The 25,852-nt window shown below is 29.1% G+C and carries 30 protein-coding genes; 24 read left to right on the top strand and 6 right to left on the bottom strand.

What is annotated here, in order from left to right; translation table 11 throughout:
* The first annotated feature begins 5 nt into the window (after nucleotides 1–5).
* The 4 genes from LJD32_RS01165 to hypB (LJD32_RS01150) are packed head-to-tail and all read left to right on the top strand — an operon-like array spanning nucleotide 6 to nucleotide 4,480.
* The gene (locus LJD32_RS01165) at nucleotides 6–2,813 is read left to right on the top strand and encodes an FAD-dependent oxidoreductase (protein WP_227391567.1); all 2,808 of its coding nucleotides are present in this window, start codon (nucleotides 6–8) and stop codon (nucleotides 2,811–2,813) included.
* A gap of 1 nt (nucleotide 2,814) precedes the next feature.
* On the top strand, nucleotides 2,815–3,174 hold the full coding sequence (locus tag LJD32_RS01160; RefSeq protein WP_032091024.1) for a hydrogenase maturation nickel metallochaperone HypA: 360 nt from the start codon (nucleotides 2,815–2,817) through the stop codon (nucleotides 3,172–3,174).
* Entirely contained in the window at nucleotides 3,155–3,817 is a 663-nt protein-coding gene (gene hypB, locus LJD32_RS01155) for a hydrogenase nickel incorporation protein HypB (RefSeq protein WP_227391566.1), read from the top strand. Before LJD32_RS01160 ends, hypB (LJD32_RS01155) begins: the two co-directional genes overlap by 20 nt.
* Complete coding sequence (gene hypB / locus LJD32_RS01150; RefSeq protein WP_227391565.1) at nucleotides 3,818–4,480, top strand: hydrogenase nickel incorporation protein HypB; 663 nt, start codon at nucleotides 3,818–3,820, stop codon at nucleotides 4,478–4,480.
* A gap of 28 nt (nucleotides 4,481–4,508) precedes the next feature.
* Here hypB (LJD32_RS01150) and LJD32_RS01145 read toward each other — a convergent pair whose 3' ends face one another.
* Entirely contained in the window at nucleotides 4,509–5,396 is an 888-nt protein-coding gene (locus tag LJD32_RS01145; RefSeq protein ID WP_227391564.1) for a LysR family transcriptional regulator, read from the bottom strand.
* Nucleotides 5,397–5,523: 127 nt separating this feature from the next.
* Between LJD32_RS01145 and LJD32_RS01140 the strand changes: the two genes are divergently transcribed.
* Together LJD32_RS01140 and LJD32_RS01135 are read left to right on the top strand one after the other, a co-directional pair.
* A complete protein-coding gene (locus LJD32_RS01140) occupies nucleotides 5,524–6,459 on the top strand; it encodes an AEC family transporter (RefSeq protein WP_227391563.1) in 936 nt (311 codons plus the stop codon).
* 66 nt (nucleotides 6,460–6,525) lie between these two features.
* A complete protein-coding gene (locus LJD32_RS01135) occupies nucleotides 6,526–7,989 on the top strand; it encodes a family 1 glycosylhydrolase (protein WP_032091019.1) in 1,464 nt (487 codons plus the stop codon).
* A gap of 364 nt (nucleotides 7,990–8,353) precedes the next feature.
* Here the strand turns inward: LJD32_RS01135 and LJD32_RS01130 are convergent, their stop codons facing one another.
* Nucleotides 8,354–9,034 carry a GTP pyrophosphokinase family protein gene (locus tag LJD32_RS01130; RefSeq protein WP_022000677.1) on the bottom strand — a complete coding sequence of 227 codons (681 nt, stop codon included), beginning with the start codon at nucleotides 9,032–9,034 and terminating at the stop codon, nucleotides 8,354–8,356.
* A gap of 63 nt (nucleotides 9,035–9,097) precedes the next feature.
* Here LJD32_RS01130 and LJD32_RS01125 point away from each other — a divergent pair, with 63 nt between their 5' ends.
* The 9 genes from LJD32_RS01125 to LJD32_RS01080 all read left to right on the top strand — a co-directional run bounded on the left by LJD32_RS01125 (nucleotide 9,098) and on the right by LJD32_RS01080 (nucleotide 17,795).
* On the top strand, nucleotides 9,098–9,460 hold the full coding sequence (locus LJD32_RS01125) for a hypothetical protein (protein ID WP_032091018.1): 363 nt from the start codon (nucleotides 9,098–9,100) through the stop codon (nucleotides 9,458–9,460).
* Nucleotides 9,461–9,523: 63 nt separating this feature from the next.
* Complete coding sequence (locus tag LJD32_RS15215) at nucleotides 9,524–11,446, top strand: AAA family ATPase (RefSeq protein ID WP_264472049.1); 1,923 nt, start codon at nucleotides 9,524–9,526, stop codon at nucleotides 11,444–11,446.
* 142 nt (nucleotides 11,447–11,588) lie between these two features.
* Nucleotides 11,589–12,989, top strand: a complete 1,401-nt coding sequence (locus tag LJD32_RS01105) for a glycoside hydrolase family 1 protein (protein ID WP_227391562.1) — start codon at nucleotides 11,589–11,591, stop codon at nucleotides 12,987–12,989.
* Nucleotides 12,990–13,288: 299 nt separating this feature from the next.
* Nucleotides 13,289–14,626, top strand: a complete 1,338-nt coding sequence (locus LJD32_RS01100; RefSeq protein WP_227391561.1) for an ATP-binding protein — start codon at nucleotides 13,289–13,291, stop codon at nucleotides 14,624–14,626.
* 105 nt (nucleotides 14,627–14,731) lie between these two features.
* Entirely contained in the window at nucleotides 14,732–15,580 is an 849-nt protein-coding gene (locus LJD32_RS01095; RefSeq protein WP_318532663.1) for a MurR/RpiR family transcriptional regulator, read from the top strand.
* A 115-nt stretch (nucleotides 15,581–15,695) separates the two neighbouring features.
* Nucleotides 15,696–16,037, top strand: coding sequence for an HAD family hydrolase (locus LJD32_RS01090; protein ID WP_227391560.1), 342 nt, complete (start codon nucleotides 15,696–15,698; stop codon nucleotides 16,035–16,037).
* Nucleotides 15,995–16,177, top strand: a complete 183-nt coding sequence (locus LJD32_RS15210; protein ID WP_052011024.1) for an HAD hydrolase family protein — start codon at nucleotides 15,995–15,997, stop codon at nucleotides 16,175–16,177. The genes LJD32_RS01090 and LJD32_RS15210 overlap by 43 nt, the downstream gene beginning before the upstream one ends.
* Nucleotides 16,174–16,641, top strand: coding sequence for an HAD family hydrolase (locus tag LJD32_RS01085; RefSeq protein WP_264472048.1), 468 nt, complete (start codon nucleotides 16,174–16,176; stop codon nucleotides 16,639–16,641). The genes LJD32_RS15210 and LJD32_RS01085 overlap by 4 nt, the downstream gene beginning before the upstream one ends.
* A gap of 83 nt (nucleotides 16,642–16,724) precedes the next feature.
* Nucleotides 16,725–17,795 (top strand): hypothetical protein, encoded by a 1,071-nt coding sequence (locus tag LJD32_RS01080; RefSeq protein WP_227391559.1) that lies wholly within the window; start codon nucleotides 16,725–16,727, stop codon nucleotides 17,793–17,795.
* Nucleotides 17,796–17,811: 16 nt separating this feature from the next.
* Here the strand turns inward: LJD32_RS01080 and LJD32_RS01075 are convergent, their stop codons facing one another.
* Nucleotides 17,812–18,729, bottom strand: a complete 918-nt coding sequence (locus LJD32_RS01075) for a nucleotidyltransferase family protein (protein ID WP_227391558.1) — start codon at nucleotides 18,727–18,729, stop codon at nucleotides 17,812–17,814.
* Nucleotides 18,730–18,834: 105 nt separating this feature from the next.
* Here LJD32_RS01075 and ispD point away from each other — a divergent pair, with 105 nt between their 5' ends.
* Together ispD and LJD32_RS01065 are read left to right on the top strand one after the other, a co-directional pair.
* The gene (ispD, locus tag LJD32_RS01070) at nucleotides 18,835–19,473 is read left to right on the top strand and encodes a 2-C-methyl-D-erythritol 4-phosphate cytidylyltransferase (protein WP_227391557.1); all 639 of its coding nucleotides are present in this window, start codon (nucleotides 18,835–18,837) and stop codon (nucleotides 19,471–19,473) included.
* Nucleotides 19,470–19,820 (top strand): hypothetical protein, encoded by a 351-nt coding sequence (locus LJD32_RS01065; protein ID WP_227391556.1) that lies wholly within the window; start codon nucleotides 19,470–19,472, stop codon nucleotides 19,818–19,820. The genes ispD and LJD32_RS01065 overlap by 4 nt, the downstream gene beginning before the upstream one ends.
* Here the strand turns inward: LJD32_RS01065 and LJD32_RS01060 are convergent.
* Entirely contained in the window at nucleotides 19,800–20,144 is a 345-nt protein-coding gene (locus LJD32_RS01060) for a hypothetical protein (RefSeq protein WP_022001177.1), read from the bottom strand. The two genes, LJD32_RS01065 and LJD32_RS01060, sit on opposite strands and share 21 nt — an antisense overlap.
* A gap of 179 nt (nucleotides 20,145–20,323) precedes the next feature.
* Here LJD32_RS01060 and rpsF point away from each other — a divergent pair, with 179 nt between their 5' ends.
* The 3 genes from rpsF to rpsR are packed head-to-tail and all read left to right on the top strand — an operon-like array spanning nucleotide 20,324 to nucleotide 21,353.
* Nucleotides 20,324–20,605: a 30S ribosomal protein S6 gene (gene rpsF, locus LJD32_RS01055; protein ID WP_022001178.1), complete on the top strand. Its 282-nt coding sequence runs from the start codon at nucleotides 20,324–20,326 to the stop codon at nucleotides 20,603–20,605.
* A gap of 17 nt (nucleotides 20,606–20,622) precedes the next feature.
* Complete coding sequence (gene ssb, locus LJD32_RS01050) at nucleotides 20,623–21,105, top strand: single-stranded DNA-binding protein (RefSeq protein WP_022001179.1); 483 nt, start codon at nucleotides 20,623–20,625, stop codon at nucleotides 21,103–21,105.
* 17 nt (nucleotides 21,106–21,122) lie between these two features.
* Entirely contained in the window at nucleotides 21,123–21,353 is a 231-nt protein-coding gene (gene rpsR / locus LJD32_RS01045; protein WP_032091007.1) for a 30S ribosomal protein S18, read from the top strand.
* Between the two features lie 71 nt (nucleotides 21,354–21,424).
* Here rpsR and LJD32_RS01040 read toward each other — a convergent pair whose 3' ends face one another.
* Nucleotides 21,425–22,477 (bottom strand): site-specific integrase, encoded by a 1,053-nt coding sequence (locus LJD32_RS01040; RefSeq protein WP_227391555.1) that lies wholly within the window; start codon nucleotides 22,475–22,477, stop codon nucleotides 21,425–21,427.
* A 108-nt stretch (nucleotides 22,478–22,585) separates the two neighbouring features.
* A complete protein-coding gene (locus LJD32_RS01035) occupies nucleotides 22,586–23,287 on the bottom strand; it encodes a helix-turn-helix domain-containing protein (RefSeq protein ID WP_032091005.1) in 702 nt (233 codons plus the stop codon).
* 185 nt (nucleotides 23,288–23,472) lie between these two features.
* Here LJD32_RS01035 and LJD32_RS01030 point away from each other — a divergent pair, with 185 nt between their 5' ends.
* From LJD32_RS01030 to LJD32_RS01015, 4 genes are all read left to right on the top strand, one after another.
* On the top strand, nucleotides 23,473–23,673 hold the full coding sequence (locus tag LJD32_RS01030) for a helix-turn-helix domain-containing protein (protein WP_227352071.1): 201 nt from the start codon (nucleotides 23,473–23,475) through the stop codon (nucleotides 23,671–23,673).
* 2 nt (nucleotides 23,674–23,675) lie between these two features.
* Nucleotides 23,676–23,864, top strand: coding sequence for a hypothetical protein (locus tag LJD32_RS01025; protein WP_032091002.1), 189 nt, complete (start codon nucleotides 23,676–23,678; stop codon nucleotides 23,862–23,864).
* Complete coding sequence (locus LJD32_RS01020) at nucleotides 23,845–25,557, top strand: bifunctional DNA primase/polymerase (RefSeq protein WP_227391554.1); 1,713 nt, start codon at nucleotides 23,845–23,847, stop codon at nucleotides 25,555–25,557. Before LJD32_RS01025 ends, LJD32_RS01020 begins: the two co-directional genes overlap by 20 nt.
* 171 nt (nucleotides 25,558–25,728) lie before the next feature.
* Nucleotides 25,729–25,852 (top strand): plasmid mobilization protein (locus LJD32_RS01015; protein ID WP_412531055.1); only part of this gene is annotated, 124 nt, incomplete at its 3' end.

Genomic DNA, 25,852 nt, shown 5'->3' with positions numbered 1-25,852 from the left:
AAAAAATGAGTATGAAAAAATATGAGGGGTGGAATGCAAACCATAAGCATGACAATCCTCCAAGAGAGAAAATTGTTAAATTAGGAAGAAAGATTACTGATGTTGCCGGACACATTTTCGGTGGTGTCAAAGTTGAAGATCCTGAATATTGGGGATTGGCTGAAATTGTCAGTGATGAAATGGCAGATATTGCTTTAGCAATGAAAAAGCGTACCCCTTATACATTTAAAGAAATGTGTGATTTATGTAAGGTTTCAAAAGATCAAGAAGAGCATTTCCAAAAAACTTTAGATGAAATGAGTTATTTAGGATTGTTAGAATATGATTATGGTTATCATTATGACCATCATGGACGCACAGCACCACAAAGTGAAAGAAGATATATTCTACCAATGTTTGTACCTGGAAGTGCTGAATTATTTAATATGGAAGAATTACCAGATCGTTCAAATCCTCGTCTAGAAGATCATCCTGATGTCGCGGCATTTTTTGAACGTATGACTTATATTCCTCTTGCCGGTATTACACAAATGGTTCCACCTGGAGGGGCAGGAGTAGGAATGCATGTTATTCCTGTAGAAAAAGCTATTTCAATGGAAAATGAAGCTATTGATATTGAAAAGCTTTCTTACTGGTTAGAAAAATATGAAGGTAAAATTGGTGTAGGAAGATGCTCTTGTCGAGCTTCAAGAAAAGTCATTGATGATGGTTGTGCTGATGATGATTTTGGTTGGTGTATTGGTGTTGGTGACTTTGCTGATTATTGTAGAGAAACAGGTAAAGGACATGATATTACTAAAGAAGAAGCCTTAGCTATTTTAAAACGTGCGGAAGATAATGGTTTTGTTCATCAAATTACGAATATTGATGGAGAAAATAAAATATTTGGTATTTGTAACTGTAATGTTGAAATTTGTAATGCTTTAAGAACATCACAATTATTTAATACCCCAAATATGTCACGTTCTGCTTACGTTGCTCATGTAGAAAAAGATAAATGTGTAGCTTGTGGTAGATGTGTGGAATATTGTCCAGCAGGGGCTGTACGATTAGGACAAAAATTATGTAAAAAAGATGGTACAGAAGTACAATATCCAAAACAAGAATTACCTGATGCTGTTAAATGGGGACCAGAAAAATACGATTTTAACTATCGTGATAATAATAGAATTAATACCCATGAAACAGGAACTGCTCCTTGTAAAAGTGCTTGTCCTGCACACATTGCTGTTCAAGGATATATTAAAATGGCCTCTCAAGGAAGATACAAAGATGCTTTGGCTTTAATTAAAAAACAAAATCCATTCCCAGCAGTATGTGGAGCGGTATGTAATAGAAGATGTGAAGATGCGTGTACACGTGGTAAAATTGATGAAGCTTTATCAATTGATGCCATTAAAAGATTTATTGCCAAACAAGATTTAAATGCTGATACAAGATATATTCCACCTGTAGTTATTCCAGCAAGTATTCATATGGATCATTTTGATGAAAAGATTGCGATTATTGGTGGGGGACCTGCTGGTTTAACAGCAGCTTTCTATCTTGCACAAACAGGATATCGTCCTACTGTTTTTGAAAAGAACGAACATCCAGGAGGAATGTTACGTTATGGTATTCCATCTTATAAATTAGAAAAAGATGTTCTAGATGCTGAAATAGATGTCGCAAAAGAAATGGGTGTAGAAATCAAAACAGGAATTGAAGTAGGAAAAGATGTAACAATTCAACAATTAAGAGAACAAGGGTATCAAGCGTTCTATATTGCCATTGGTTGCAGTGCGGGTAGCTTACCTGATATTAAAAATATAAATTCACAAGGTGTAATGACAGCGATTGATTATTTACATGAATCTAACTGTGGAAATATACCGTTTGATGGTAAAGTCGTTGTCGTTGGTGGTGGAAATGTGGCCATCGATGCTTCTCGTGTATCATCAAGAAATAAAGCAAGTCAAGTACAACAATTCTGTTTAGAACAAGAAGTAGATATGCCAGCTTCTAATGAAGAAATTGCAGAAGCAAGAGAAGATGGTGTAACGATTCATTGTGGATGGGGACCTCAAGAAATAATTGAAACAAATGGTAAAGTAAGTGCTATTGTTTTCAAAAAATGTGTTTCCGTATTTAATGATGAAGGTAAATTTGCGCCAGTTTATGATGAAAATACAACAGTTACAGTGGCTTGTGAACGTGTTATCTTTGCCATCGGTCAACGTAGCGTTTGGGGAGATTTATTAAAAGGTGAAGATGTGAAGTTTAATGGACCAGCCATTGAATTAAATAAAGTCACTTTCCAATCAAGTGTTGAAGATATCTTTGCAGGTGGAGATGTTTATACAGGACCTAAATTCGCTATTGACGCAATTGCACAAGGAAAGATTGCAGCTGAATCATTACATCGTTATGTTCATCATGGACATATGGAAACAGGACGTAATCGTTGGGAATTTAAATCACTTGATACAGATGATATTTTAGTGGAAAGTTATGATCGAGGACCTAAACAAGTAGAAGGTATTAATTCAAAAGTAACTGATAAGTTTAAAGATAATGTTTTAGCACTTACAGAAGAACAAATTAAAAAAGAAACATCAAGATGTTTAGGCTGTGGTGCAACGATTGTTGATGCTAATAAATGTATTGGTTGTGGTATTTGTACAACAAAATGTGATTTTGATGCTATTAAATTACATCGTGATCATCCTGAATGTTCAACAATGACAGTAGCTGAAGATAAATTTAAAGCAATTATTCCTTATCAATTAAAACGTGTAAAAAATATTATTTTAAAGAAAAAGGTAGAACATTAAGATGCATGAATTAGGAGTAACCTTTTATGTTGTAAGAGATGTAAAAAAAGTAGCTGAAGAAAACAATGTAAAAAAAATAGATTATGTGACACTAGAAATTGGAGAAGTTTCTGGTGTCATTCATGATCAATTAGTAGATTGTTGGAACTGGGCAAGAAAAAAAGAAGCTGTGACAGAACATGCAAAAATCTATATTGAAACATTAGAAGCGATTACTTATTGTGAAGATTGTAAAGGACAATATAGAACCATTGATTATGGGAAAAAATGTCCTTATTGTCATAGTGAACATACTTATTTACTCAAAGGAAATGAGTTTAATATTAAGGAGATTGGTATTTATGAAGATAGTGGAACTTAAACAAAATATCTTTAAAGAAAATGAAGTCACTGCAGATAAAATTCGTGATGAATTTAAAAAACAAGGAAAATTAATGATCAATGTGATGTCTTCACCGGGATCAGGGAAAACCACAACACTTCTTCGTACCATTGAAAGATTAAAAGATATTTGTCGTGTCGGTGTTATGGAATGTGACATTGATGCCAGTGTTGATGCTCAAACCATTGAAGAAGGGGGCGCTAAGGCCATTCAACTTCATACGGGTGGAATGTGTCATATGGATGCAGCAATGACACAACAAGGTTTAAATGAAATGGGGATTGATGATGTTGATCTTATTTTCATTGAAAATGTTGGAAATCTTGTATGTCCGGCAGAATTTGATACCGGTGCAGGAATCAATATAACGATCTTATCAGTTCCTGAAGGGGATGATAAACCTGCAAAATATCCTCTTGTTTATACTGTATCTGATGTTGTTTTAATTAATAAAGTAGATGCTTTAGCAGTCTTTGATTTTGATAAAGAGTTGGTTGAAAAAAGAATTCATACTTTAAATCCAAAAGCACAAATCTTTTATATTTCTGCTAAAAAAGATGAAGGATTTGAACCTTGGATCAATTATTTAAAAGAAAAAATGAAAGAATGGGAGGGAAAATAGATGTCAAAAGTAAGAGTCATAGAAGTTCATGAAAATGTCTTTAACGCTAATAATCTAGCAGCTGATGAACTTCGTGAAAGATTATCTGAAAAAAAGGTAACCATGCTTAATGTGATGTCTTCACCAGGTTCTGGAAAAACAACCCTTCTTTCAGATGTCATCAATAGAATTAAAGACCAATATAAAATAGGTGTTATGGATGTTGATATTGAAACATCTTTAGATGCTCAAAAGGTTGCGGATAAAACAGGTGTTCCTTCTATTCAAATTCATAATGGAGGTTTATGTCATATTGATGCAGAAATGACAACAAGAGCTATTGATGAATTTGGGGTCGATGATTTTGATCTTCTTTTTCTAGAAAATATAGGAAATCTTGTCTGTCCTGCAGAATTTGATACGGGGGCCCATAAAAACCTTATGATTTTATCAGTTCCTGAAGGAGACGACAAACCATTAAAATATCCTTTAATGTTTAGTGTTTGTGATCTTGTTTTAATTTCTAAAATGGATACATTAGATTATTTTGATTTTGATATTGAAAAAGCAAAAGAAAATATCAAAAACTTAAATCCTAATGCAACAATTCTTTGTGTCAGCGCTAAAAGTGGTGAAGGCATGGATGAGTTTGTAGATTGGCTTAAAGAAACAATAAATAACTAAAAAGCAGTGATGAAATGAAGTCATTTCATCAACTGCTTTTTTTAATTTCTTCATTAAGCATTTCTAAAAAGATTGCAATAGCTTTAGGAAAAACTTTATATTTTTTCCAAACAAGATGACTCCTTAAAGTAAGAGGAGGATTTAAAGGTTTAAAACAAATAGGACTATCATTTGATTCATTATAAAGATGCTTTAATGTTAAAACATAACCAACATTTTCTTCACACATCAGTTTAGCGTTATAAAATAAATTATAAGTTGCTACGACATTTAAAGCTCTTTGATTACCACCAAGCCAACCACCGATACCATTTTTAACCATTTCTTGATTAGAAATAATCATTGGTTTATCTAATAAGTCTTTTGGAGAAATAGTTTCAAAATGTGCAAGTTCACTGTCTTTTTTCATGAGAACACCCCACGTATCAAGAGTCGGTAATTTAAGATAATCATACTTTGATAAATCGACAGGATCGGTGACAATTCCTAAATCAAAAATTCCTTGATCAAGTTGTTCTTCAACATATTGAGCATTTCCACTATAAATATGAAACCTAATATCGGGATGGTGTTGTTGGGTTTTACTGATTGCTTTCATGACAATACGATTTGCTTCACTTTCACTACAACCAAGATAAATATCCCCACGAATATATTTATTAATATTCTTTAAATAAGAATCTGTACGATTTACTAAACTAATAATTTGTTTTGCTTGTTCCTTAAATAATCTGCCTTCTTCTGTTAAAGATAAAGAACGCGTTGTACGATTAAATAATGTTATCTGATATTCTTCTTCTAAATCTTTAATTTGTTTAGAAAGTGCAGGTTGTGAGACATTGAGTACTTTAGCGGCCTTGGAGAAACTTTGTTCCTGTGCAACTGTTAAAAAGTATTTTAAAACACGTATTTCCATAAAATCACCTCTAGTAAGAGTATATCACTACTTATAAATAAAAGTAATAAATATATATAATATATAAGTATTGGTAATTATAAATAATGAACTATACAATACAAATGAAATAAAAAGGAGGTTATTTATGAATGCATTATCAACATTATTCCCTGTGTTTTTTATGATTATATTAGGTATGATTGCCCGTATAAAAGGCTTTATTAGCCCTGCACAAAAAGAAGGAGCCAATCATATTGTCTTTAATGTATTATTTCCAATACTTATTTTCAATGTTTTATTTACTGCTAAGATAGAATCATCAGCTATTTTGATTGTTTTATATGTTTTAATTGCTTTTACACTGGCTTTGGTTTTAGGCAAATGTATTACTAAGTTTACAGGTAAGGAAGTAGGACATATTTTTCCTTATTTACTAACTACTTGTGAAGGTGGAAATGTTGCATTACCTCTTTATAATTCTATTGTAGGAGTTGCTTATGCCAGTAATACAGTTATTTTTGATATTGCTGGAACAGTGATTGCTTTTATTATTATTCCTGTTTTAGTTGCCAAAGCTACATCAGGTAATACCAGTACTAAAGAATTATTAAAGACGATTTTTACGAATTCTTTTGTAATTGCAGTGATGTTGGGATTAGTTTTAAATCTTTTAGGTGCCTATGATATGTTGAGTCAAACAGCGTTTATTGATGTTTATACAAATACCATTCAACAAGCGACAGCACCGATTGTGAGTCTTATTTTATTGATTATTGGTTATAATTTAAAAATTAATAAAGATACTTTAGGATCATTACTAAAGCTTGTAGGTGTAAGAATTGTCTTCTATATTTTTGTTATTGCAGGATTCTTTGTCTTCTTCCCACATTTAATGGCAGATAAGATCTATATGATGGCTGTTCTCATTTATTTCATGTGTCCAACTGGATTTGCGATGCCAATGTTGATTTCACCACTTAATAAAAGTGAAGAAGATGAAGACTTTACAGCAGCTTTCATTTCATTATTTATGGTAATTACATTGATTGTTTATACATATGTGGTTTTATTTATTGCATAGAATGAAAATTTAATACATAAGACATAAAAATATTTTATAATAAAAATAATTTAAGGAGGAAAATCAATGAAATTTAGTGAAGATTTTTATTGGGGTGGTGCAGTAGCTGCTAACCAATGTGAAGGTGCTTGGAACGTGGATGGACGTGGAATGGCACGTACAGATGTAACGACAGGTGGAACAGTAAATACACCACGTATGGTTACTTTTATTGATAAAGATGGGAATAAACAAAAATTACCTAACCATGGATTTAAATTACCAGAAGGAGCTCATTTTGCTGTATTTGATGATGAACTTTATCCAAACCATGATGGTATTGATTTCTATCATCATTATAAAGAAGACATTGCTTTACTTAAAGAAATGGGATTTAAGATGTTTAGATTATCAATCTCTTGGTCAAGAATTTATCCAACAGGAGAAGAAGAAAAACCAAATCAAGCTGGTTTAGATTTTTATCGTAATGTTTTTACAGAACTTAGAAATGCAGGTATTGAACCACTTGTTTCTATTTGGCATTTTGATACACCACTTGCTTTAGAAGAAAAATATGGAGATTGGTTAGATCGTAAATATATTGCCCTTTATGAAAAATACGTAACAACAATCTTTAATGAATACAAAGGACTTGTTAAATACTGGTTAACATTCAATGAAATCAATAATACAATCAATTTCTTACCAGATAATGCCAGTGATGAAGCATATCAAGAAGCTTATCAACATTTACATTATCAATTTGTCGCAAGTGCAAGAGCAGTACAAATTGGACATGAAATTGATCCTGAAAATAAAATTGGATGTATGATTTGTGGTATTACTTATTATCCATTAACATCTGATCCAGAAGATATCTTATTCAATCGTTCTAAATGGGAAAAAGGTATCTTCTATTGTGGAGATGTTCAATGTAAAGGTAAATATCCAACATTTACAAAACGTTTATGGAAGGAACATAATGTTCAATTAGATATTACTGAACAAGATTTAGAAGAACTTAAAAAAGGAACAGTAGATATGTATACTTTCTCTTATTACATGTCACAAGCTGTTACTACTCATAAAAATGATGATACAGTAAGTGGTAATATGTCATTTGGTGTACGTAACCCATATTTAGAATATTCTGATTGGGGATGGGCACTTGATCCTAAAGGATTAAGATATTATTTAGAAATGATTTATGATCGTTATGAAAAACCATTAATGGTTGTAGAAAATGGTTTAGGTGCTTATGATACTGTAGAAGAAGATGGAAGTATTCATGATAATTATCGTATTGAATACTATCGTGCACATATTGAAGAAATGGCTAAAGCTATTGAAAATGGTGTAGATCTTATTGGTTATACAACTTGGGGATGTATCGATTTAGTTTCTGCAGGTACTGGAGAAATGAGAAAACGTTATGGTTTCATTTATGTTGATAAACATGATGATGGAACTGGAACAATGGCAAGAAGTAAAAAAGATTCTTTCTATTGGTATAAAAAAGTCATTGCTTCTCAAGGAGAAGATTTAGACTAACATAGTGAGAACTATTCAATTGAATAGTTCTTTTCTATTTAATAATCGTTTTAATTAATTGCATCATAATTTCCTTATCTTCAGGTCTTGAACTCGCTACTAGGATAGTAAGTGTTGCAAGAGCATCATTATTAATTCTTTCCATGCCATTTTTATAAAGAGCGTTATTCATGTTTAAAAAGTATAAAAAGATGGTTGCACCAATTTAGACGTGGTTTTTATTTAAGAAACAATTTTTGCTTCTTTAAACGATAGTAACATGGTATTTTTAGGTTGTCATTGGACAGATTGTCCACTGGTATTAAGCATAATAAAAACACTACGTAGATGTAGTGTTTTAAGATAAATTTTTAACTATTATGTTTTAGATTTTGTGATGACCAAAGACTTCATTATGTATATCTTCCATTTCATAATCAATATCTGTAATGCTTTTAGCACAATCTGATAAACGATTACGAATATCATCGGAAATTTCTTTATCATTTTTATAACGTAAATGATGTTCTAATGTTGCCCAAAAGTCCATCGCAATAGTACGAATTTGTATTTCTACAGGAACCATTACTTTTTCATTCGCTAAATAAACAGGAACTTCTACAACAAGATGTAAACTACGATAACCATTTTCTTTAGGATTTTTAATATAATCTTTAATCTTTAATAAATGAATATCATCTTGTCTTAAAAGAAGATCAGACATACGATAAATATCTTTAATATAATGACAAATCACACGTATACCAGCAATATCTTCAATATTTCCTTTGATTGATGAAACTTCTACAGGAAGATTTCTTCTTTTCATTTTTTCAACAACACTATGGGGAGATTTTAAACGCCATTCCATATGATGAATAGGATTATGATCAAAACGATGATGAAATTCATCATCTAAAATTTCTAATTTTGTTCTTACTTCCTTAATACCTGCTAAATACTTTTGTTCAACGTTGACATATTCATGATAAAAATCTAAATGATCTTTCGCAAAGAAAAAATCATTCATTTCACTTTTTATTTCTTTTTGCATGATACGACTCATAAAAGTTCACTCCTTATGTTTATTTTTATTATAAACGAACATAATGAACTTGAGGTGAAGTTTATGAAAAAAATCATTATTTTTCTTTTAATTATGATGAATTTAACAAGCGTTTGTGCAGTAAATGAAACACCAAGATATAAGATCATTGGTTCTTCTTATCAACAAGAAGATATTGATGAAATGTACAAAGTAAAAGATCAACTTCTTTTAAATTATAAAAAATGGGTCAAAGGTGTTGATGATGTTTATCAAGTTTTAGCAGATCATCAAGATGATTTTAATGCAAAATATTATAATGGTCTTTATACGATTGTATTAGGTGAAGGTAAAGGTAAATCTTTAGAAGGAAAGTTACAAGTTTCTTATTGTACATCAAGTAAAGAAATTAAAAAGAAATCTTGGTTGATTAAGATGTTTTCTTAATGGTGTGTACTAATAATTATTAAGTTTGTACATACTATTATAAGGAAAGAGGTGAAGTCATTGTTGAGAGAATTTGATGAACAAGCACAAAAGGCGATTGTGGTAGCTGAAAGTTTATCTTTTGATTTTGGTCATCAAAATGTTGGAAGTGAACATTTATTGCTTTCATTATTAAAGATTCATGATAATCAATTAAAAAGATTATTACAAAAATATGATGTCAATGATGCAGCAGTAGAAGAAGATATAAAAAGGTTGTTTGGCACAAATGATGATCAACCTTTTTATATGGAATATAGTCAAAGTGTAAAAAGAATATTAGAGAGAAGTATTGAATACGCTAAAGATAAAAATCAAGATCAAGTGACTTTAAATATCTTAATTATTTCTTTATTAAAAGAAAAAGAATCAGTTGCTTATGAAATATTACAAAAATATCATGTAGATGTAGAAGAAGTTATTTATTTGTTGCAGGAAAAATCTGCTTTTGAAACACCGTTGGATCAAATACCAACACTTGTCAATATTAATAAAAAAGTGAAGACTAAAAAATATAAAATTATTGGTAGAGAAAATGAAATTGATCAAGTATGTACTATTTTATCTAAAAAAGAAAAAAATAATGTTTTGATTATTGGTGAAGCGGGTGTAGGTAAGTCAGCTTTAGTAGAAAAATTAGCAATGATGATCAATCAAGGAAAAGTAGTAGATTCTTTGAAGAATAAGATTATTTATGAACTTTCTTTATCTTCACTGGTTGCGGGTACAAAGTATCGTGGTGAATTTGAAGAGAAGTTTAAAAAGATTATTGATAAAGTAAAAGACTTGGATAATGTGATTATTTTTATTGATGAAATTCATAATGTCATTGGGGCTGGTGGAGCTGAAGGGGCAATTGATGCTTCTAATATTTTAAAGCCTTATCTTGCTAGAAAAGATATGACGGTTGTTGGTGCTACAACTATTGATGAATATTATAAACATTTTGAAAAAGATCATGCAATGAATAGAAGGTTTTCTATTGTCACTTTAAAAGAAAATACAAAAGAGGAAACATTAGAGATATTAAAAGGAATTAAAGGTTATTATGAAAGTTATCATCAAATTAAAATAGATAATGTACTTTTAAAAGAATTAATAGAATTAGTAGATTGTCATATTAAAAATAGAACTTATCCTGATAAAGCGATTGATATCTTAGATTTATCATGTGTTAAAGCTAAATTTTATCATGAAAAAGAACTTACAAAGAATAGAATTGTAGAAACAATTGAAAAGTATTTAAATATTACAATTCATCATCAAATGGATTACCAAAAATTAGAAAAACAATTAAATAAAGATATTTTAGGTCAAGAAAAAGGAATTCATCAGATGATTGAAACATTTCAACATAAACAATTACCTATCTCCTTTTTTATTTATGGGCCAACAAGTTGTGGTAAAACATTAACGGCTAAATCCTTAGCTAAATATCTAAATTATCATTATTTAAAATTAGATATGAATCAATATCAAGAAAGCCATTCCCTTTATAAACTTCTAGAAACATATCATGAACAACCAAGTCTTCTTTTATCAACTTTACAAAGTTATCCACATACTGTTTTATTATTAGATCATATTGATCAAGCATGTGAAGAAATTATTCATTTATTTTCACAAATCTTAGATGATGGTTATTATGAAGATCAAGCTAAAAGAAAGATTAGTTTTGAAAATGTTGTTTTTATAATGAGTCAAACATGTACGTCATGTTGTTGTATGGGATTTAAAAAAAGTAGACAAACTAAGTATTTAAAGCATGAATTGTTTGATAAGGTTGATCAAACAATTGAATATCAACCTTTATCTAAAGAAATAATAGAAAAAATTATTCATTTACGTGAACATATTTCTATTGAGAAAATACACAATTTATTAAAAGAGGAACATGTTCCGATTAATCTATCTAAAATGATGAAACAAATTAAACAAATGTCCTAAATAAGGACATTTTTTGTATTTTATTTACACTAAATTTTATAAAATAATAATACTTTGAAAATAAAATACATTTCCTCTAACAACTCTAGTTTCATGATATAATGACAGTATAATAATCATGAAAATAATGGAGGAAGAAAAGATGACTATTAAATTACCTAAAGATTTCTTTTTTGGTGCAGCAATGTCAGGGCCTCAAACAGAAGGTGCCTGGAATGTAGGTGGAAGATTACGTTCTTATTGGGATATGTATTCTGATCAAGAAATTAATGCTTTCTTTAATAATGTGGGATCATATGTTGGAAATGATATGTACCATAAATATGAAGAAGATATTAAATTATTAAAAAGTTTAAACTTTAAATCATTTAGAACTTCTATGCAATGGACACGTTTATTAGATCAAGATGGTAAATTAAATCCAGAAGGTGCCGCTTGGTATCATAAATTAATCGATTGTGCAAATGAAAATGGAATTGATATTTTCATGAACATGTATCATTTCGATATGCCTGAATATTTAGTAAAACGTGGTGGATGGCAAAATAGAGAAGTTGTTGAAGCTTATGCGAACTTTGTAAAGATTGCAATGGAAGAATTTGGAGATAAAGTAAAATATTGGTTTACTTTCAATGAACCTATTGTAGAACCAGAACAACAATTCTTACATGGTGTTTGGTATCCATATCAAAAAGATTTTAAACAATCAATCAACGTACAATATAATATTACATTAGCTCACTGTCTTGCAGTAGCAAACTTTAGAAAATTAAAAGCAGAAGGTAAACTTTGTGAAGGCGCTAAAATTGGTATGATCAACTGTTTTGCTCCACCTTATACAAAAGAAAATCCATCTCCTGAAGATTTAGAAGCCGTACGTATGACTGATGGATTACACAACAGATGGTGGTTAGACGTTGTTGCTCATGGACATTTACCACAAGATGTTTTAGATACTGTAGAAAACGATTGGAAAGTAGAAATCAATCGTCGTCCTGGAGATGAAGCTATCTTAGCTCAAGGTAAAGTAGATTGGTTAGGATTTAACTATTATCAACCAACACGTGTACAAGCGCCTGATAGTAAGTTTGATGAAAATGGTTTACCATGTATTTCTAAACCTTATATTTGGCCTGAAAGAAAAATGAATGTATATCGTGGATGGGAAATTTATCCAAAGGGAATTTATGACTTTGGTATGAAAATTAAAAAGGAATGTCCTGATTTACCTTTCTTTATTTCTGAAAATGGAATGGGTGTTGAAGGTGAAGAAAAATATATGGATGAAAATGGAACAGTTCAAGATGATTATCGTATTGAATTTGTTAGAGATCATTTAGAATGGATTGCTAAAGCTATTGAAGATGGTGCTAACTGTTTAGGATATCATTATTGGGGTGTTATTGATAACTGGTCATGGTGTAACGCTTTTAAAAATAGATATGGGTTTATTCGTGTATGCTTAGATGATGGTTATAAACGTAAAGAAAAGAAATCGGCTTCATGGATTAGAGAAGTTGCTAGAACAAACGAATTTGAATAGTAATAAGGTGTCTACCAAGTGTAGGCACTTTTATTTTTGTCTATAAGAATGAAATTAAATAAAATATGGAAGATATATTAAAAAGGCTAGAAAAGTATTCACCATAAATACATACGCGGGACATTAAATATAAATCAATTTATATTTAATGTTTTTTTTGCGGAAATTGGAGATTTGAGCACTTTTTCAAATGCGGAAATTGGAGGTTTGAGCACTTTTTCAAATGCGGAAATTGGAGGTTTGATGATTGATACAAATGCGATTTTTGGATATACTATGTTTATAGGAGGTATAAATTCATGTTCAAAAGAAAAATATATAATAAAATTAAAGAATGGAAAGATACTTCACAAGGTAAAACAGCTTTATTGATAGAAGGGGCCAGACGTATAGGAAAGTCTACAGTTGTTGAGGAATTTGCTAGAAATGAGTACAAGAGTTACATTCTTATTGATTTTTCTATTGCTTCAAATGAAATTAAAGAAGTGTTTGAGGATATGTCAGATTTAAACTATTTCTTTCTACAATTACAGTTACATTATCATGTGGAACTTGAAAATAGAAATTCAGTTATTATTTTTGATGAAGTTCAGTTATGTCCAAAAGCAAGACAAGCTATTAAATTTTTAGTTAAAGATGGTCGTTATGATTATATAGAAACAGGTTCTCTTATTTCTATAAAGAAAAATGTAAAAGATATTTTAATTCCAAGTGAGGAAAGAAAACTTCAAATGCATCCAATGGATTATGAAGAATTTTTATGGGCTTTAGATGATAAAACAACAATGAGCTTGTTAAAAATGACTTTTGATAATAAAAAGAAATTAGGGGATCAATTAAATAGAAAACTTATGAGAAGTTTTAGACTTTATATGCTTGTTGGTGGTATGCCACAAGCTGTTAATGAATATATACAAACAAATAATTTTAAAAAGGTAGATGATATTAAAAGGGATATTATTAATCTTTATGAAGATGATTTTAGAAAAATTGATTCTACTGGAAGACTTGTACTTTTGTTTGAAGCGATTCCTTCCCAATTAAACAAAAATACGAAAGGTTTTCAGACAAAGAAAATATTAAATTCTTATAAAACAGAAGATACAACAATTCTAAGTTTAATATCAGAATTAAAAGATTCCAAAACAATATCAGTTGCTTATCATGCTAATAATCCTGAAATAGGTCTTTCTGCATATAAAGATTTAAATCTATTTAAACTTTATATGGCAGATACAGGCTTGTTTGTAACCTTACAATTTAAAGATAAAGATTTTACAGAAAATACAATTTATGAAAAATTACTTAATGATAAGTTATCTACAAATTTAGGATATCTTTATGAAAATGCTGTTGCTCAAATTCTAATAGCTAATGGACATGATTTATTTTATTATACTTTTAAAAATCTTGAACAAAAACGTAATTATGAAATTGATTTTATCATCTCTAAAAAGAATAAAATATGTCCAATAGAGGTTAAATCTTCAAATTATAAAAAACATACATCAATTGATGAATTTTATAAAAAATACTCATCAAGAATTTTAGAAAGATATATCATTCATACAAAAGATGTATCTAAAGATCAAGATATACTATGTTTACCAATTTATTTAACACAATTTATTTTATAAAAAATGATAATTTATGAGTGTATTTTGTAAAAGACTCACTATTTTTTGAAAAAACAGTGAGTTGTATGTATAGAAAATCACTAAATTTTAAAAAAACAGTGAAAAATAATTAATAGATACTTTATTAATGAGATATTTTTCTCATCTAAAAATGAAAGAATATTAGCGGATTATATTTTAAAACATCCAGAAGATGTTTTAAAAATGTCATCTAAAGAACTTGGCAAAGCTTGTTTTGTTTCTACAGCAACGGTTTACCGTTTATGTGATAAATTGAATCTTGCGGGATTTTCTGACTTAAAAATAAAGATTACTAGCTCTTTAAATGATTATCTAAAAAGTAATGGAGACTTTAATTTTGATTTTCCTGTTAATCCCTATCAAACGCATTATGAAATTGTTCATAAAATTAAAGAAGACTACGAACAAACTCTCAATTTAACGGCTAATCTTTTTAGTTTAGATCAACTAAGACTCATTGCTTCTGCAATGAAAAAAGCTAAAGTGATTGATATTTATACGTCGGCAGGAAATATTAATTTTGCTTTAAATTTTCAATTTCAAATGAAAGAAATAGGAATTGATGTGAATGTTCCAATAGATGAATACCATCAAAGATTAACAGCAGCAAGTAGTAATCAAGAACATCTAGCAATCGTGATTACTTTTGGCGGAAGAGGTATTTTATCAGATATACTACCTCGTATTTTAACTAAAACAAAAACCCCCATCGTTTTAATATCTTTTTATGATTATACCTTTAAAAAAGTAGAGGCAGATTATCAATTATATATTTCACCTTATGAAAATCACTATAAAAAGATCTCTTCATTTTCAACAAGATTATCACTTCTTTATATTTTATATACATGTTATTTTGAATTAGATTATCAAGAAAATATAGATAAGAAACTTATGTATTATCATGATATTGTTGAAGGAAGTATTAAATGAGAAAAGAATTCTAAATAATAAATGTAAAAAGAGAATTTTTGAAAAAAATTCTTTTTTTATCTCTAAATTGTTTTAAAAGATGAGTTTTTCTATGATATTTCTAGGAGGTATTTTTATGAACGTAAAAGCAATTATGTGTGATATAGATGGAACACTTCTTTCAAGTGATGGAGTGGTTGCACCTAAAACAGAAGGACTTATTGAAATCTTAAAACTCCATCATATAGATCTAAAAGAAATTGTGACTTTTGGAGATGCTGATAATGGCTACGATATGATTTTAAATGCCGGTGTTGGTGTCGTTATGGCTAATGGGAGTGATAAAACAAAAAGTGTGGCTGATTATATTACTGATGATAATGATTATGATGGTATTGGAAATTATATTGAAAAATTTATTTTAGGAGAACAAAAATGGGTAAAGTTATTTTTATTGATGTTGATGGAACATTATTAGATTATGAAAACAAATTACCTGCTTCAGCCGATAGAGCTATCAAAGAAGCAAGAAAAAATGGACATCGTGTTTATATTTGTACAGGACGCAGTGAAGTCGAAGTTTATGATTATATTTGGGGTATTGGTCTAGATGGATGATTGGTGGAAATGGTTCTTATGTTAAAGATGAAGATACTGTTGTCATGCATCAATTGATTACCCTTGAACAATGTAAACATATTGTAGATTGGTGTCATTCTAGAAATTTAGAATTTTATCTAGAAAGTAATAATGGTTTATTTGCTTCAAAAAACTTTGAAAAAAAAGGAAATCCAGTGATTAAAGTATATTATCAAAGAAAAGGAAAAGAAAATGCCAGTGAACAAACTGTACGCACAGTTTTCCCTGAAATGATTTATGGTGGTGAACTATACCGAGATGATTGTAATAAAGTGAGCTTTATTTTAAATAGTTATCAAGATCATTTAGATTCAATTAAAGAATTTCCTGATTTAAAACCTGGTACTTGGGGTGGCGCTGGAGAAATTGCTTTATTTGGTGATTTAGGTGTTAAAGGCATTGATAAAGCGCATGCCATTGATGATGTATTAAATCTTTGTTAAAAGTTTTTGCGCAAGCAAAAGCTTTTTTGTTTGACATATTTTCTTTAATAGAGATATGCTTATGTTAAGTAGAGGGTAAAAAAATGGAAATAGAATTAATACAAGATGGTAAAGGCGTTGATTATAATAAGTATCGAGATGTAATAGAGAATGTGAAAGAATCTCTTTTTAGAAGAAATATGGGTAAAGAAACAAAGGAATGGATATATATAAGTAATTTTGTAGGTATTCTTTTTGATAAAAATCGTTTGATTTTATCTTTACCAAAATCAGTTATTATTAAAGAGGATGTTGATAAAGAAACGTTACTTTATAAATATGCAAGATTATTTGATTTATATTTTATGGTTAATGAAAAAAAGTGTGATTTGATAAATAAGTATGAGTCTATTGAAAATTGGTGTAATCAAGCAATAAAAGAAAATAAAACAACAACAATGACTCAAGAAATCATCACTTTTAAATTTGAAATGGTTTTTGAATGGATGATAGGAGAATTCTTTCATAATCAAATAAGTATTCAAAAAGGCGATGTTCTTTTTAATAGTCAATTATTAGATAAAGAAATAAATATTAATGATACAAAATATAATACTTATCATTGGAATGCGATAGGCAAACAAAAAAGAGATCATAAACAAAAACAAATTGTCAAAGAAAGAGAAAGTGTTTTTATCAATCAAAATAAAAAGAATATCCCAGATATCGTTTGTGAAAGAATCCTAGAAAATCCTAAATATGAAAGACCACAAAAAAGTTGTTGTATACTTGATGCTAAATATTATGGATGGGATTATGAAAAAGAAGCTTACTATTTACCAAGAAACCTAGACATTTATAAACAATTTTTCTATCAGGAACAATTTCAGCGTATTTATGAAAAGGAAAATGAGACGAATGTAGGTGTTTATAATTTTCTTGTGTTACCTGATTATCTAGGAGATACAAAGGATACAAAATGGGGAATTATAAGACAATGTGCGGTTATAGAATTTGATTATCATCAAAATCAAAAGATTGCTGTTTTACAAGTAGATATTGAGAAACTTGTGGATTTTATTTATAGTGGATTGGATATGAAAGAAGATGTACTTTCTGTTTTTTTAGGTAATAATCGTGTTGTACCGATGATTTATGGTAATGAAAAAGTCTAACTTTAAGCTAGACTTTTTATTTCCATAATTTTTCTGGATAAATACCTTGTTCAATAAGTTCATGAATAGAATCTTGGACTAGCTGCTTATCTTCTGGATAAGTAACACCAAACCATTTATCAGTTGTTTCTAATACTTTTACTGAAGCTCTGTTTGTTTTAATTAATTGATCAACAATAATAGGTAATAAATATTCTTTAGTAAGTTCATCTCCACTATCATCTAATAAGAATTCTTTAAAACCATTTTCAAGATAATCAATAAAACAAGGATAACCAGCCCACATATTCATCGAAACGCGGTTATTTTCTTGAATGATGTCTTTGCTTTCTTCTGTATCACAATCAATTGTTCCTTGATTGTTTCTAATAATCCCTTTAGTTTCAATCACTCTATGTAAATAACCCGCTTCATCTTCTACACAAATACCACGAGTAACTGTTCCATTATCACTTAAAGTATTTTTTAAGATAAAACCAGCCATGGCCATGGTAAACTCGCTATTTCTATGACTATCTTCAATTAAAAAATCATGAAGCTTTTTAAAAGCAACTTTTCCATAATAATCATCAGCATTAATAATGACAAAAGGTTCATTAACAATACCTTTACAAGCTAAAATAGCTTGACCAGTTCCCCAAGGTTTTACTCTTCCTTCAGGGACACTACATCCACTAGGAATATGTGTGATTTCTTGATATACATATTCAACTTGAATATGTTGTTGGATACGATTGCCAATAACTTCTTTAAATTCTTTTTCGATGTCTTTTCTAATAATAAAAACGACTTTATTAAAACCAGCTTCGATCGCATCATAAATGGAATAATCCATAATGATTTCATCATGAGGACCAATTTTCGCAAGTTGTTTAATTCCTTTTCCATAGCGTGAACCAATTCCAGCCGCCATAATAATAAGTGTTGTATTCATAAAATTCTCCTTTGTCTAAATTAGATTATATCATATTTCTGGAAATATCTATGTAAATTTTATTATTTTATCACGGTGTGATAAAATAATCATGAGGTGAAAAACATGAACTATAGTTTAATTCTTTTATGTGCTGGAAGTGGCAAAAGAACAGGTTTGAAATATAATAAAATTTTTTATAAAATAAATAATCAAACTGTTTATGAAATGAATATTTCTCATTTTTTAGAGGATAATAGATGTAAACAAATTATTGTTGTAACGAAAGAAAATGAAATAGATGATATAAGAACATTAGTTAATGATTCAAGAATTGAGTATGTTTTTGGTGGTAAAGAAAGACAAGATAGTGTTTATGAAGGTTTACAAAAAGTAAAAGAAAATCATGTCTTTATTCATGATGGAGCAAGACCTTATGTAAGTAAAAAAAGTATTAATGATTTGGTTGAATGTTTAAAAACATATGATGCTGGGTTATTAATGGTTCCTTGTAAAGATACTATTAAAGAAGTTAAAGAGGGTATTGTTGTTAAAACTTTAAAAAGAGAAACTTTGATGCAGGCTCAAACACCACAAGTATTTACAAGTGAAGATATTAAGGTGGCTTATCAAAAGGCAAAAGATGAAGGATATGTTGCGACTGATGATAGTCAATTATTTGAAAGATATATAGATAAGGATATTAAGGCAGTATTAGGAGATTATAGTAATTTAAAAATTACAACACAGGAAGATTTAAAATGAAAGGTAAGCATATTAGAAAAGAGAAAAAGAGTATAGTTTGGATTTTAATTGCTTTATTTGTTTTAATAGGAGTTATTTTTGGATATTTTCATTTTAAATCTGATGATCAAGAAGATTTAAGTCGATATGAAACAATTGTAGGAACAATTAAAAATGTGGGTGATGAAACATTATTGATAGAAACAAATGATCATCAAAAGTATTTAATTTCTATTGCGGGAGCAATAGAGTCTAATAAAGGTCTTATCAAAGGAAATAGAATATATATTTACTATGAAGGAACATTAGATATAAAAAATAAAGATATCCAAAGTATAAAAGTAAAATCATATAAAGTATTGGAGTAATAAACCTAGAACAATACCTATTAAAGAAGGTATTGTTTCTTTTTTATTTTCAATATTTATATTTTCTTTTTCATCTACTAACATCCATATAGAAACAAAAAACAAATCTACCCACATATCAAGATGTTCAAAAGTCTTACCCACAATAAAAGTAAAAAATGTATATAAAATAGTTTTTAAATACTTTTTTAAATATTCTTTAAATAAGGGAGAATATTTAAAAAGTTTATTAAGATATTTTTGAATAAAAGAAAAATCATTTTTGATTAAATAATGAAATAAAATCATAAAAAATATCCAAAATAAAAATAATAGATAATTCATAATATCACCTCAATATAGCATATGAAAAAAATATGCCTATAAAGGGGTAAAATTACATAAAATAATCATTTTATTATTGCATAAAAGTAAACAATAAGATATAATGGACGAGCATGTAAAGATTATTTTACTGCCTGCTTACTAAAAAGTAAGCCAAAAGACCATAGGAGGTAAAAGAGATGAATAAATATGAAATTATGTTTATTGTAAAACCAGATGTTGAAGAAGAAGCTAGAAATACTTTAATTGAAAACTTCAAATCAATCTTAACTGCTAACGGTGGTTCAGTTGATAATGTCAACGAATGGGGATTACGTGATTTCGCTTACGAAATTAAAGATTACACAAAAGGTTACTATGTTGTAGTTGATGTAACTTGTGCACCAGCAGAAATCGCTGAATTCGAACGTTTATCAAGAATCAACGCTTCAGTTTTACGTCACTTAACTCTTCGTAAATAATTAGGAGGCATTTGACGATGATTAATAGAGTTGTTATGGTTGGTAGAATGACTCGTGATCCAGAACTTAGAAGAACTGGAAACGGGGCTGCAGTTACAAGTTTTACGTTAGCGTTAAATCGTAACTATAACTCTGCAGATGGGCAACAAGCTGATTATATTTCATGCGTTGTATGGAATAAAGTCGCTGAAAATGTTGCACAATATTGTGCAAAAGGATCTTTAGTAGGAGTTGAAGGTAGACTTCGTTCTAGATCTTATGATAATGCTCAAGGACAACGCGTATACGTTACAGAAGTTGTTTGTGACTCTGTTCAATTCTTAGAAACAAGAGCTCAAAGAGAAAGAAACCAAAGTTCTATGAACCAAGGTATGATGAATAATCAATATTCTCAACCTGCTCAACCACAAACAGATAATTTCCAAGATATGCAAACAGTTGAATTAGAAAAAGATTTTGATAATTCATTTAATATCATGGAAGACGATATTCAATTTTAGAAAAGGAGTATATGAACATGGCTTTTAAAAGACAAAGAATGGGTAGAAGAAAAGTTTGTTATTTTACAAAAAACAAAATTACTTACATCGATTATAAAGATGTTGAATTATTAAAAAGATTTGTTTCAGCTAACGGTAAAATCATTCCTAGACGTGTAACTGGAACTTCTGCTAAATATCAAAGACAATTAGCAGTAGCTATCAAACGTGCTAGACAAATGGGATTATTACCATACGTTGGTGAATAATAACTACTAAAAAACCTTGATAAATTCAAGGTTTTTTTGTTTTTTAAGAACATATTGACATCAATTTGACATCATTTGTATAAATTATTGAGTTTTTCTGATAGTGATTCTTTACTTTCGGCGTATAAATGGCTATATGTTTTTAAAACAGTATCTACCGTATCACCAATTCTATCGGCTACAATTGTTGGGCTATATCCTAAATCTATAAGTAATGAAACGTGACTATGCCGAAAAGAATGTAAAGTAAATTCTTCGTTTAGGTTGGCTCTTTTTTGAGCTTTTTTTAATCTATCTCTAATTATTACATAATATTCTTTGAAAATTCTATCATCTTCGTTGAGAATATAATGTTTTTTTAGATATTCTTCTAATTGATTACATAAAAATTGTGGTATATCAACTTTTCGAAAACTGTTTTCAGTTTTAGGAGGACCAATAGTGTCTTTTGCTTTAATGCGTTGATATGATTTGTCAATATTAATGATTCTATTTTTTAAATCTATATCTTTGACAGTTAGAGCAAATAGTTCTCCTTTTCTCATTCCTGTAAAATAAAGAATAGTAAAAATGATTTTTACTGTTTCATCCTGACAATTTTCTATTAGTTTATCGAATTCTTCTTTTGTATAAATAACTTTTTCTTTACTTTTGTGTTTTCCTATACTATCAACTGAATTACAAGGATTATTTTTTAGAGAATAATATTTTTCAGCGTAGTTAAAAATAGCGATGAGTTGTGCATTGATTTTCTTTTGATAGGCAAGAGAAAAATTCATTTTAAGTATTTCGTTTTGCCATAAACGAATGTCAATAGCGCCTATTTCATTCATTTTTTTATTTTCAAAATATGGGAGTATATGTTTTTTTATGATGTATTCTTTGACGAGAATAGTTTTAGGCTTAAGACGTGTTGACATATCCTCATTGTATAAATCTAAAAATTGAGAAAATTTCATTTCGAGTGATTGTTGTTGTGTGGCTAAAAAATCTCTTTCAAATTCTTTAGCTTCCTTTTTTGTTTTAAATCCTCTTTTTCTTTTTTGCTTTTTATTACCGTTATTATCGGTATATCTAAATTGACAAAACCATGTTTTGGTCTTTTCGTCATAATACGTTGGCATTGTTATTCGCTCCTTTTCGTGGTAAAATTGGAGCATGAAAAATGATTGCTGTGGTAGGTAATTCTTTTTCATGCTTTACACTCTAGTTGGCGCTAGGGTGTTTTTTTATTATGTAATCTTATACTTATTTTTGAAATAGTAAGCCAAAGCAACTTTGTACATACCATCAATAGATTCTTCAGTTTCAAATTCGAAATTAAAATCATTATTAGGAAAAAGAATTTTATTAATAATTTGTTTTTTATAATCGGGATTTCTTTCCTTAAACTCGTTGATACATTCTTCGTTCATATATTGTGACTCATAGATAGTTTTTTCATATTGAAATCTAGTATCTATGTCAGTTCTTTCAAGTATATCTAAAATATCCCAACGAATATACTTGAGCTTTTCGTGATCAACTTCAACAAAAGTTTTAGCACGTAGTTCAATAAGTGCATTATAAAAATTATCAAACATGTCATGAACCTTCCAACTTTGTCTATATAACTCCTTACGATGATTATCGAATGTGTCTTTCATATACTCAAATTTTCCAGAATCATAAAGCATGATGCACTCTATTTCTGAGTGATCAATTGGATGAAAATTTCGTTCATATAATGGATCCCTATTTTCTAAGTCAAAGAATACAGATGGATTGATTCCTAATTCTTCAGATATTTGTTTGATAACATCAATTTTAGGTTCACGACCATTTTCGTAATTTTGATAAGTGGTATAGGGTATGTTAAGTTTTCTTGCTAATTCAGCCTTACTATAACCTTTATTCTCTCTTTCGCGTTTAAGTATTTCAGAAAACGTACTCATATTTCCTCCTTTCATTACACATTATAGGTAAATTTAGGGTTTATGTAAATATGATTTACCTAAAATAAGTAATAAATTACTCAAAATAAATAAAAATATGTTGAATATTAACCTAAATATGGTAATATTTGAGTGTAAGGTGACTTGAAATAGGTTGTTTACATAAGAGATGGAGGTGGAAAAAGATGTATATTAGTTCAGTTAAAATAAAGATTATTCTAGCAAAACAACAAATGAGTTTAAGACAGTTTTGCAAAATAAACAACCTAGCTTACAGTACAGTAATAGGCTTAATGAACAAAGAGAGAATAGGTAATTTACGTACAGTAGAAAAGATTGCACAGGCTTTAGGTGTAAAAATTTATGAAATTTTGGAGGAGGAATAATTATGGAAAATAAAAGTGCGTATGTAAATGCTCATGAAGTATCTCAGTTATTGGGAGTAAGCCAAAGTAAAGCGTATCAAATCATAAAAAAGATGAATGATGATTTGAGAGAAGATGGTTATCTTACAATAGCTGGAAAAGTTTCCAGAGCATACTTTAATGAGAAATGGTATGGTGCAAGTAATGAGTGAATTAAAAAATAATGCATTGAATTATGTAAAAAAAGGATTTAAGGTTTTTCCTTTAAAGCCAAATACAAAAGGAGAACAAGTATTAGAATCGTGGAAATACGAGTCTACTACGAATTTGAATCAAATAGATTATTGGTGGAATAAAAATCCAAACTATAACATTGGTTTAGTTACTGGTAATGGTTTATTGGTAATTGATATTGATGTTAAAAATGGAAAAGATGGATTACAAAGCATAAAAAAACATGGAAAAGGATTACCTACCACAGCAATTATTAAAACTCCTTCGGGAGGATATCATCTTTATTACCATGTTAATAAGACAATCAGTAATCGTGTTAATCTTTATGATGGCATAGATATAAGAGGAGATGGTGGCTACGTTTTAGGAATAGGTAGCAAAACAGATAAAGGAATATATATGCTTTATAAAGATGTTCCCATTGCAAATGCAAATGAGAAAGTTTATGAGTTTATTGAACAACAAAATAAAAAAGAAAAGTATGTAGAGAACTCACAACAAGTTACTGAAGGTGGAAGAAATGATTATTTATTTCGAATTGGATGTTATCTTCAACAAAAAGGATTGAGTAATAGGACTATTCAAAAAAGTCTGGAAATTGAAAATGAAGAAAAATGTAACCCACCACTAGAAACAAAAGAAGTGATGCAAATTATTGAAAGTGTCTTTCGATATCATAAAGGATATATTGAAATAAAGAATAGTAAAAACTATGAAGGAACATATACTGTAACTGAATTATTGGAATCAAAAGATCAAGAAGAATTGGACGTTGTAGAAAATATGATTTCAATTGGTCTTACTTTATTTGGGGCCCCTCAAAAAATGGGAAAAACATTTTTTTGTTTACAGTTATGTGATTCAGTTTCAAATGGAAAAGAGTTTCTTGGGAAAAAAGTTCAAAAAGGAACAGCTCTTTATCTAGCGTTTGAAGATAAGAAATTAAATATTAGAAAAAGACTTCAAACGATGCAAATTGAAAAACAAAATCAATTTATTATCGACATATTAAAACCTAATGTACATTATGACGTTGAAGAACGTATAAAAAGAGAACTGACCATTCATAGTAATTTAAAAATTGTTGTTATTGATACCTTTGCAAAAATAAGAAATTCAAAAGATAGAGATTATGAAAGTGAATATGAGGAAGCAACATTCTTTCATGAGTTAGCTTATAAATATCATATAGCGATTATTCTAGTAACACATGTTAGAAAAGAAATAGATATCAACCATCCATTTGATGCGATTTATGGAAGCAGAGGTTTGACTGCTGGATCAGATAGCATTCTCGTAATGTTTAAGAAAAATCATTTATCAAAAAATAGACAACTTGCTATTCAAGGAAAAGATATTCCAGATGATGAGATTACTTTATATATGAATGATTTTCAAGTTTTAGAATTGGGAGAAAATGAATTTGATGACGATGTAGATGAAAATTTAGTTAAAGTAATAAATTATATCGTCAAAGAAAAAACGTTTATAGGGACTCATGAAGAATTGTGTTCTAAATTACAACTTCCAATTCTTCATAGAAAACTACAATCTATTTTAAGTAAGAATGTAGATTTGTTAGAAAAGACATACATTACTTATGAAAGATTACAGAGAAAGAAGAATGCTCGTCTTATTAAATTAACTTATCAAGAGGATGATAGCTTATAGAAAGGTGACGGTATGACGTTTAAAGGGAATAAATTGATAATCGTCACACCGTCACACAATATTTAATTTAAGAAGATAAATTATTTAAGATTTTTGTATTAGCAAGCAACGTATTTTGGGCACAAAATACAATCACAAGTTGGCGGTGCCAACTAAGAAAGAAGGTCGAATATGAAAAGAAATCATGAAATTAAAGTGAGATTGAATGATGATGAATTTAATGATTTGAATGAAAAAGTTATTAAAAGTAAACTTAGCCGAGAAGAATATATCAGACGTTGTTTTTCAAAATCAT

Origin of the sequence: Faecalibacillus sp. TM498 (genome assembly GCF_020589955.1) — a bacterium.
Taxonomy (GTDB): domain Bacteria; phylum Bacillota_I; class Bacilli_A; order Erysipelotrichales; family Coprobacillaceae; genus Faecalibacillus; species Faecalibacillus intestinalis.
Note: the sequence above shows the minus strand (reverse complement) of the source record. Positions and strands in the feature narration are given on the sequence as shown.

What these genes read in the sequence shown, in the direction of transcription:
- LJD32_RS01025 (WP_032091002.1), top strand. Translation starts at nt 23,676, where the DNA reads ATGGAAAATAAAAGTGCGTATGTAAATGCTCATGAAGTATCTCAGTTA.
- LJD32_RS01090 (WP_227391560.1), top strand. Translation starts at nt 15,696, where the DNA reads ATGAACGTAAAAGCAATTATGTGTGATATAGATGGAACACTTCTTTCA.
- LJD32_RS01075 (WP_227391558.1), bottom strand. Translation starts at nt 18,729, where the DNA reads ATGAATACAACACTTATTATTATGGCGGCTGGAATTGGTTCACGCTAT.
- LJD32_RS01125 (WP_032091018.1), top strand. Translation starts at nt 9,098, where the DNA reads ATGAAAAAAATCATTATTTTTCTTTTAATTATGATGAATTTAACAAGC.
- rpsR (WP_032091007.1), top strand. Translation starts at nt 21,123, where the DNA reads ATGGCTTTTAAAAGACAAAGAATGGGTAGAAGAAAAGTTTGTTATTTT.
- LJD32_RS01020 (WP_227391554.1), top strand. Translation starts at nt 23,845, where the DNA reads ATGGTGCAAGTAATGAGTGAATTAAAAAATAATGCATTGAATTATGTA.
- LJD32_RS15210 (WP_052011024.1), top strand. Translation starts at nt 15,995, where the DNA reads ATGGGTAAAGTTATTTTTATTGATGTTGATGGAACATTATTAGATTAT.
- LJD32_RS01160 (WP_032091024.1), top strand. Translation starts at nt 2,815, where the DNA reads ATGCATGAATTAGGAGTAACCTTTTATGTTGTAAGAGATGTAAAAAAA.
- hypB (WP_227391566.1), top strand. Translation starts at nt 3,155, where the DNA reads ATGAAGATAGTGGAACTTAAACAAAATATCTTTAAAGAAAATGAAGTC.
- LJD32_RS01040 (WP_227391555.1), bottom strand. Translation starts at nt 22,477, where the DNA reads ATGCCAACGTATTATGACGAAAAGACCAAAACATGGTTTTGTCAATTT.
- LJD32_RS01065 (WP_227391556.1), top strand. Translation starts at nt 19,470, where the DNA reads ATGAAAGGTAAGCATATTAGAAAAGAGAAAAAGAGTATAGTTTGGATT.
- ispD (WP_227391557.1), top strand. Translation starts at nt 18,835, where the DNA reads ATGAACTATAGTTTAATTCTTTTATGTGCTGGAAGTGGCAAAAGAACA.
- LJD32_RS01100 (WP_227391561.1), top strand. Translation starts at nt 13,289, where the DNA reads ATGTTCAAAAGAAAAATATATAATAAAATTAAAGAATGGAAAGATACT.
- LJD32_RS01080 (WP_227391559.1), top strand. Translation starts at nt 16,725, where the DNA reads ATGGAAATAGAATTAATACAAGATGGTAAAGGCGTTGATTATAATAAG.
- hypB (WP_227391565.1), top strand. Translation starts at nt 3,818, where the DNA reads ATGTCAAAAGTAAGAGTCATAGAAGTTCATGAAAATGTCTTTAACGCT.
- rpsF (WP_022001178.1), top strand. Translation starts at nt 20,324, where the DNA reads ATGAATAAATATGAAATTATGTTTATTGTAAAACCAGATGTTGAAGAA.
- LJD32_RS01105 (WP_227391562.1), top strand. Translation starts at nt 11,589, where the DNA reads ATGACTATTAAATTACCTAAAGATTTCTTTTTTGGTGCAGCAATGTCA.
- LJD32_RS01130 (WP_022000677.1), bottom strand. Translation starts at nt 9,034, where the DNA reads ATGAGTCGTATCATGCAAAAAGAAATAAAAAGTGAAATGAATGATTTT.
- LJD32_RS01030 (WP_227352071.1), top strand. Translation starts at nt 23,473, where the DNA reads ATGTATATTAGTTCAGTTAAAATAAAGATTATTCTAGCAAAACAACAA.
- LJD32_RS01035 (WP_032091005.1), bottom strand. Translation starts at nt 23,287, where the DNA reads ATGAGTACGTTTTCTGAAATACTTAAACGCGAAAGAGAGAATAAAGGT.
- LJD32_RS01145 (WP_227391564.1), bottom strand. Translation starts at nt 5,396, where the DNA reads ATGGAAATACGTGTTTTAAAATACTTTTTAACAGTTGCACAGGAACAA.
- LJD32_RS01140 (WP_227391563.1), top strand. Translation starts at nt 5,524, where the DNA reads ATGAATGCATTATCAACATTATTCCCTGTGTTTTTTATGATTATATTA.
- LJD32_RS01165 (WP_227391567.1), top strand. Translation starts at nt 6, where the DNA reads ATGAGTATGAAAAAATATGAGGGGTGGAATGCAAACCATAAGCATGAC.
- ssb (WP_022001179.1), top strand. Translation starts at nt 20,623, where the DNA reads ATGATTAATAGAGTTGTTATGGTTGGTAGAATGACTCGTGATCCAGAA.
- LJD32_RS01085 (WP_264472048.1), top strand. Translation starts at nt 16,174, where the DNA reads ATGATTGGTGGAAATGGTTCTTATGTTAAAGATGAAGATACTGTTGTC.
- LJD32_RS01060 (WP_022001177.1), bottom strand. Translation starts at nt 20,144, where the DNA reads ATGAATTATCTATTATTTTTATTTTGGATATTTTTTATGATTTTATTT.
- LJD32_RS01135 (WP_032091019.1), top strand. Translation starts at nt 6,526, where the DNA reads ATGAAATTTAGTGAAGATTTTTATTGGGGTGGTGCAGTAGCTGCTAAC.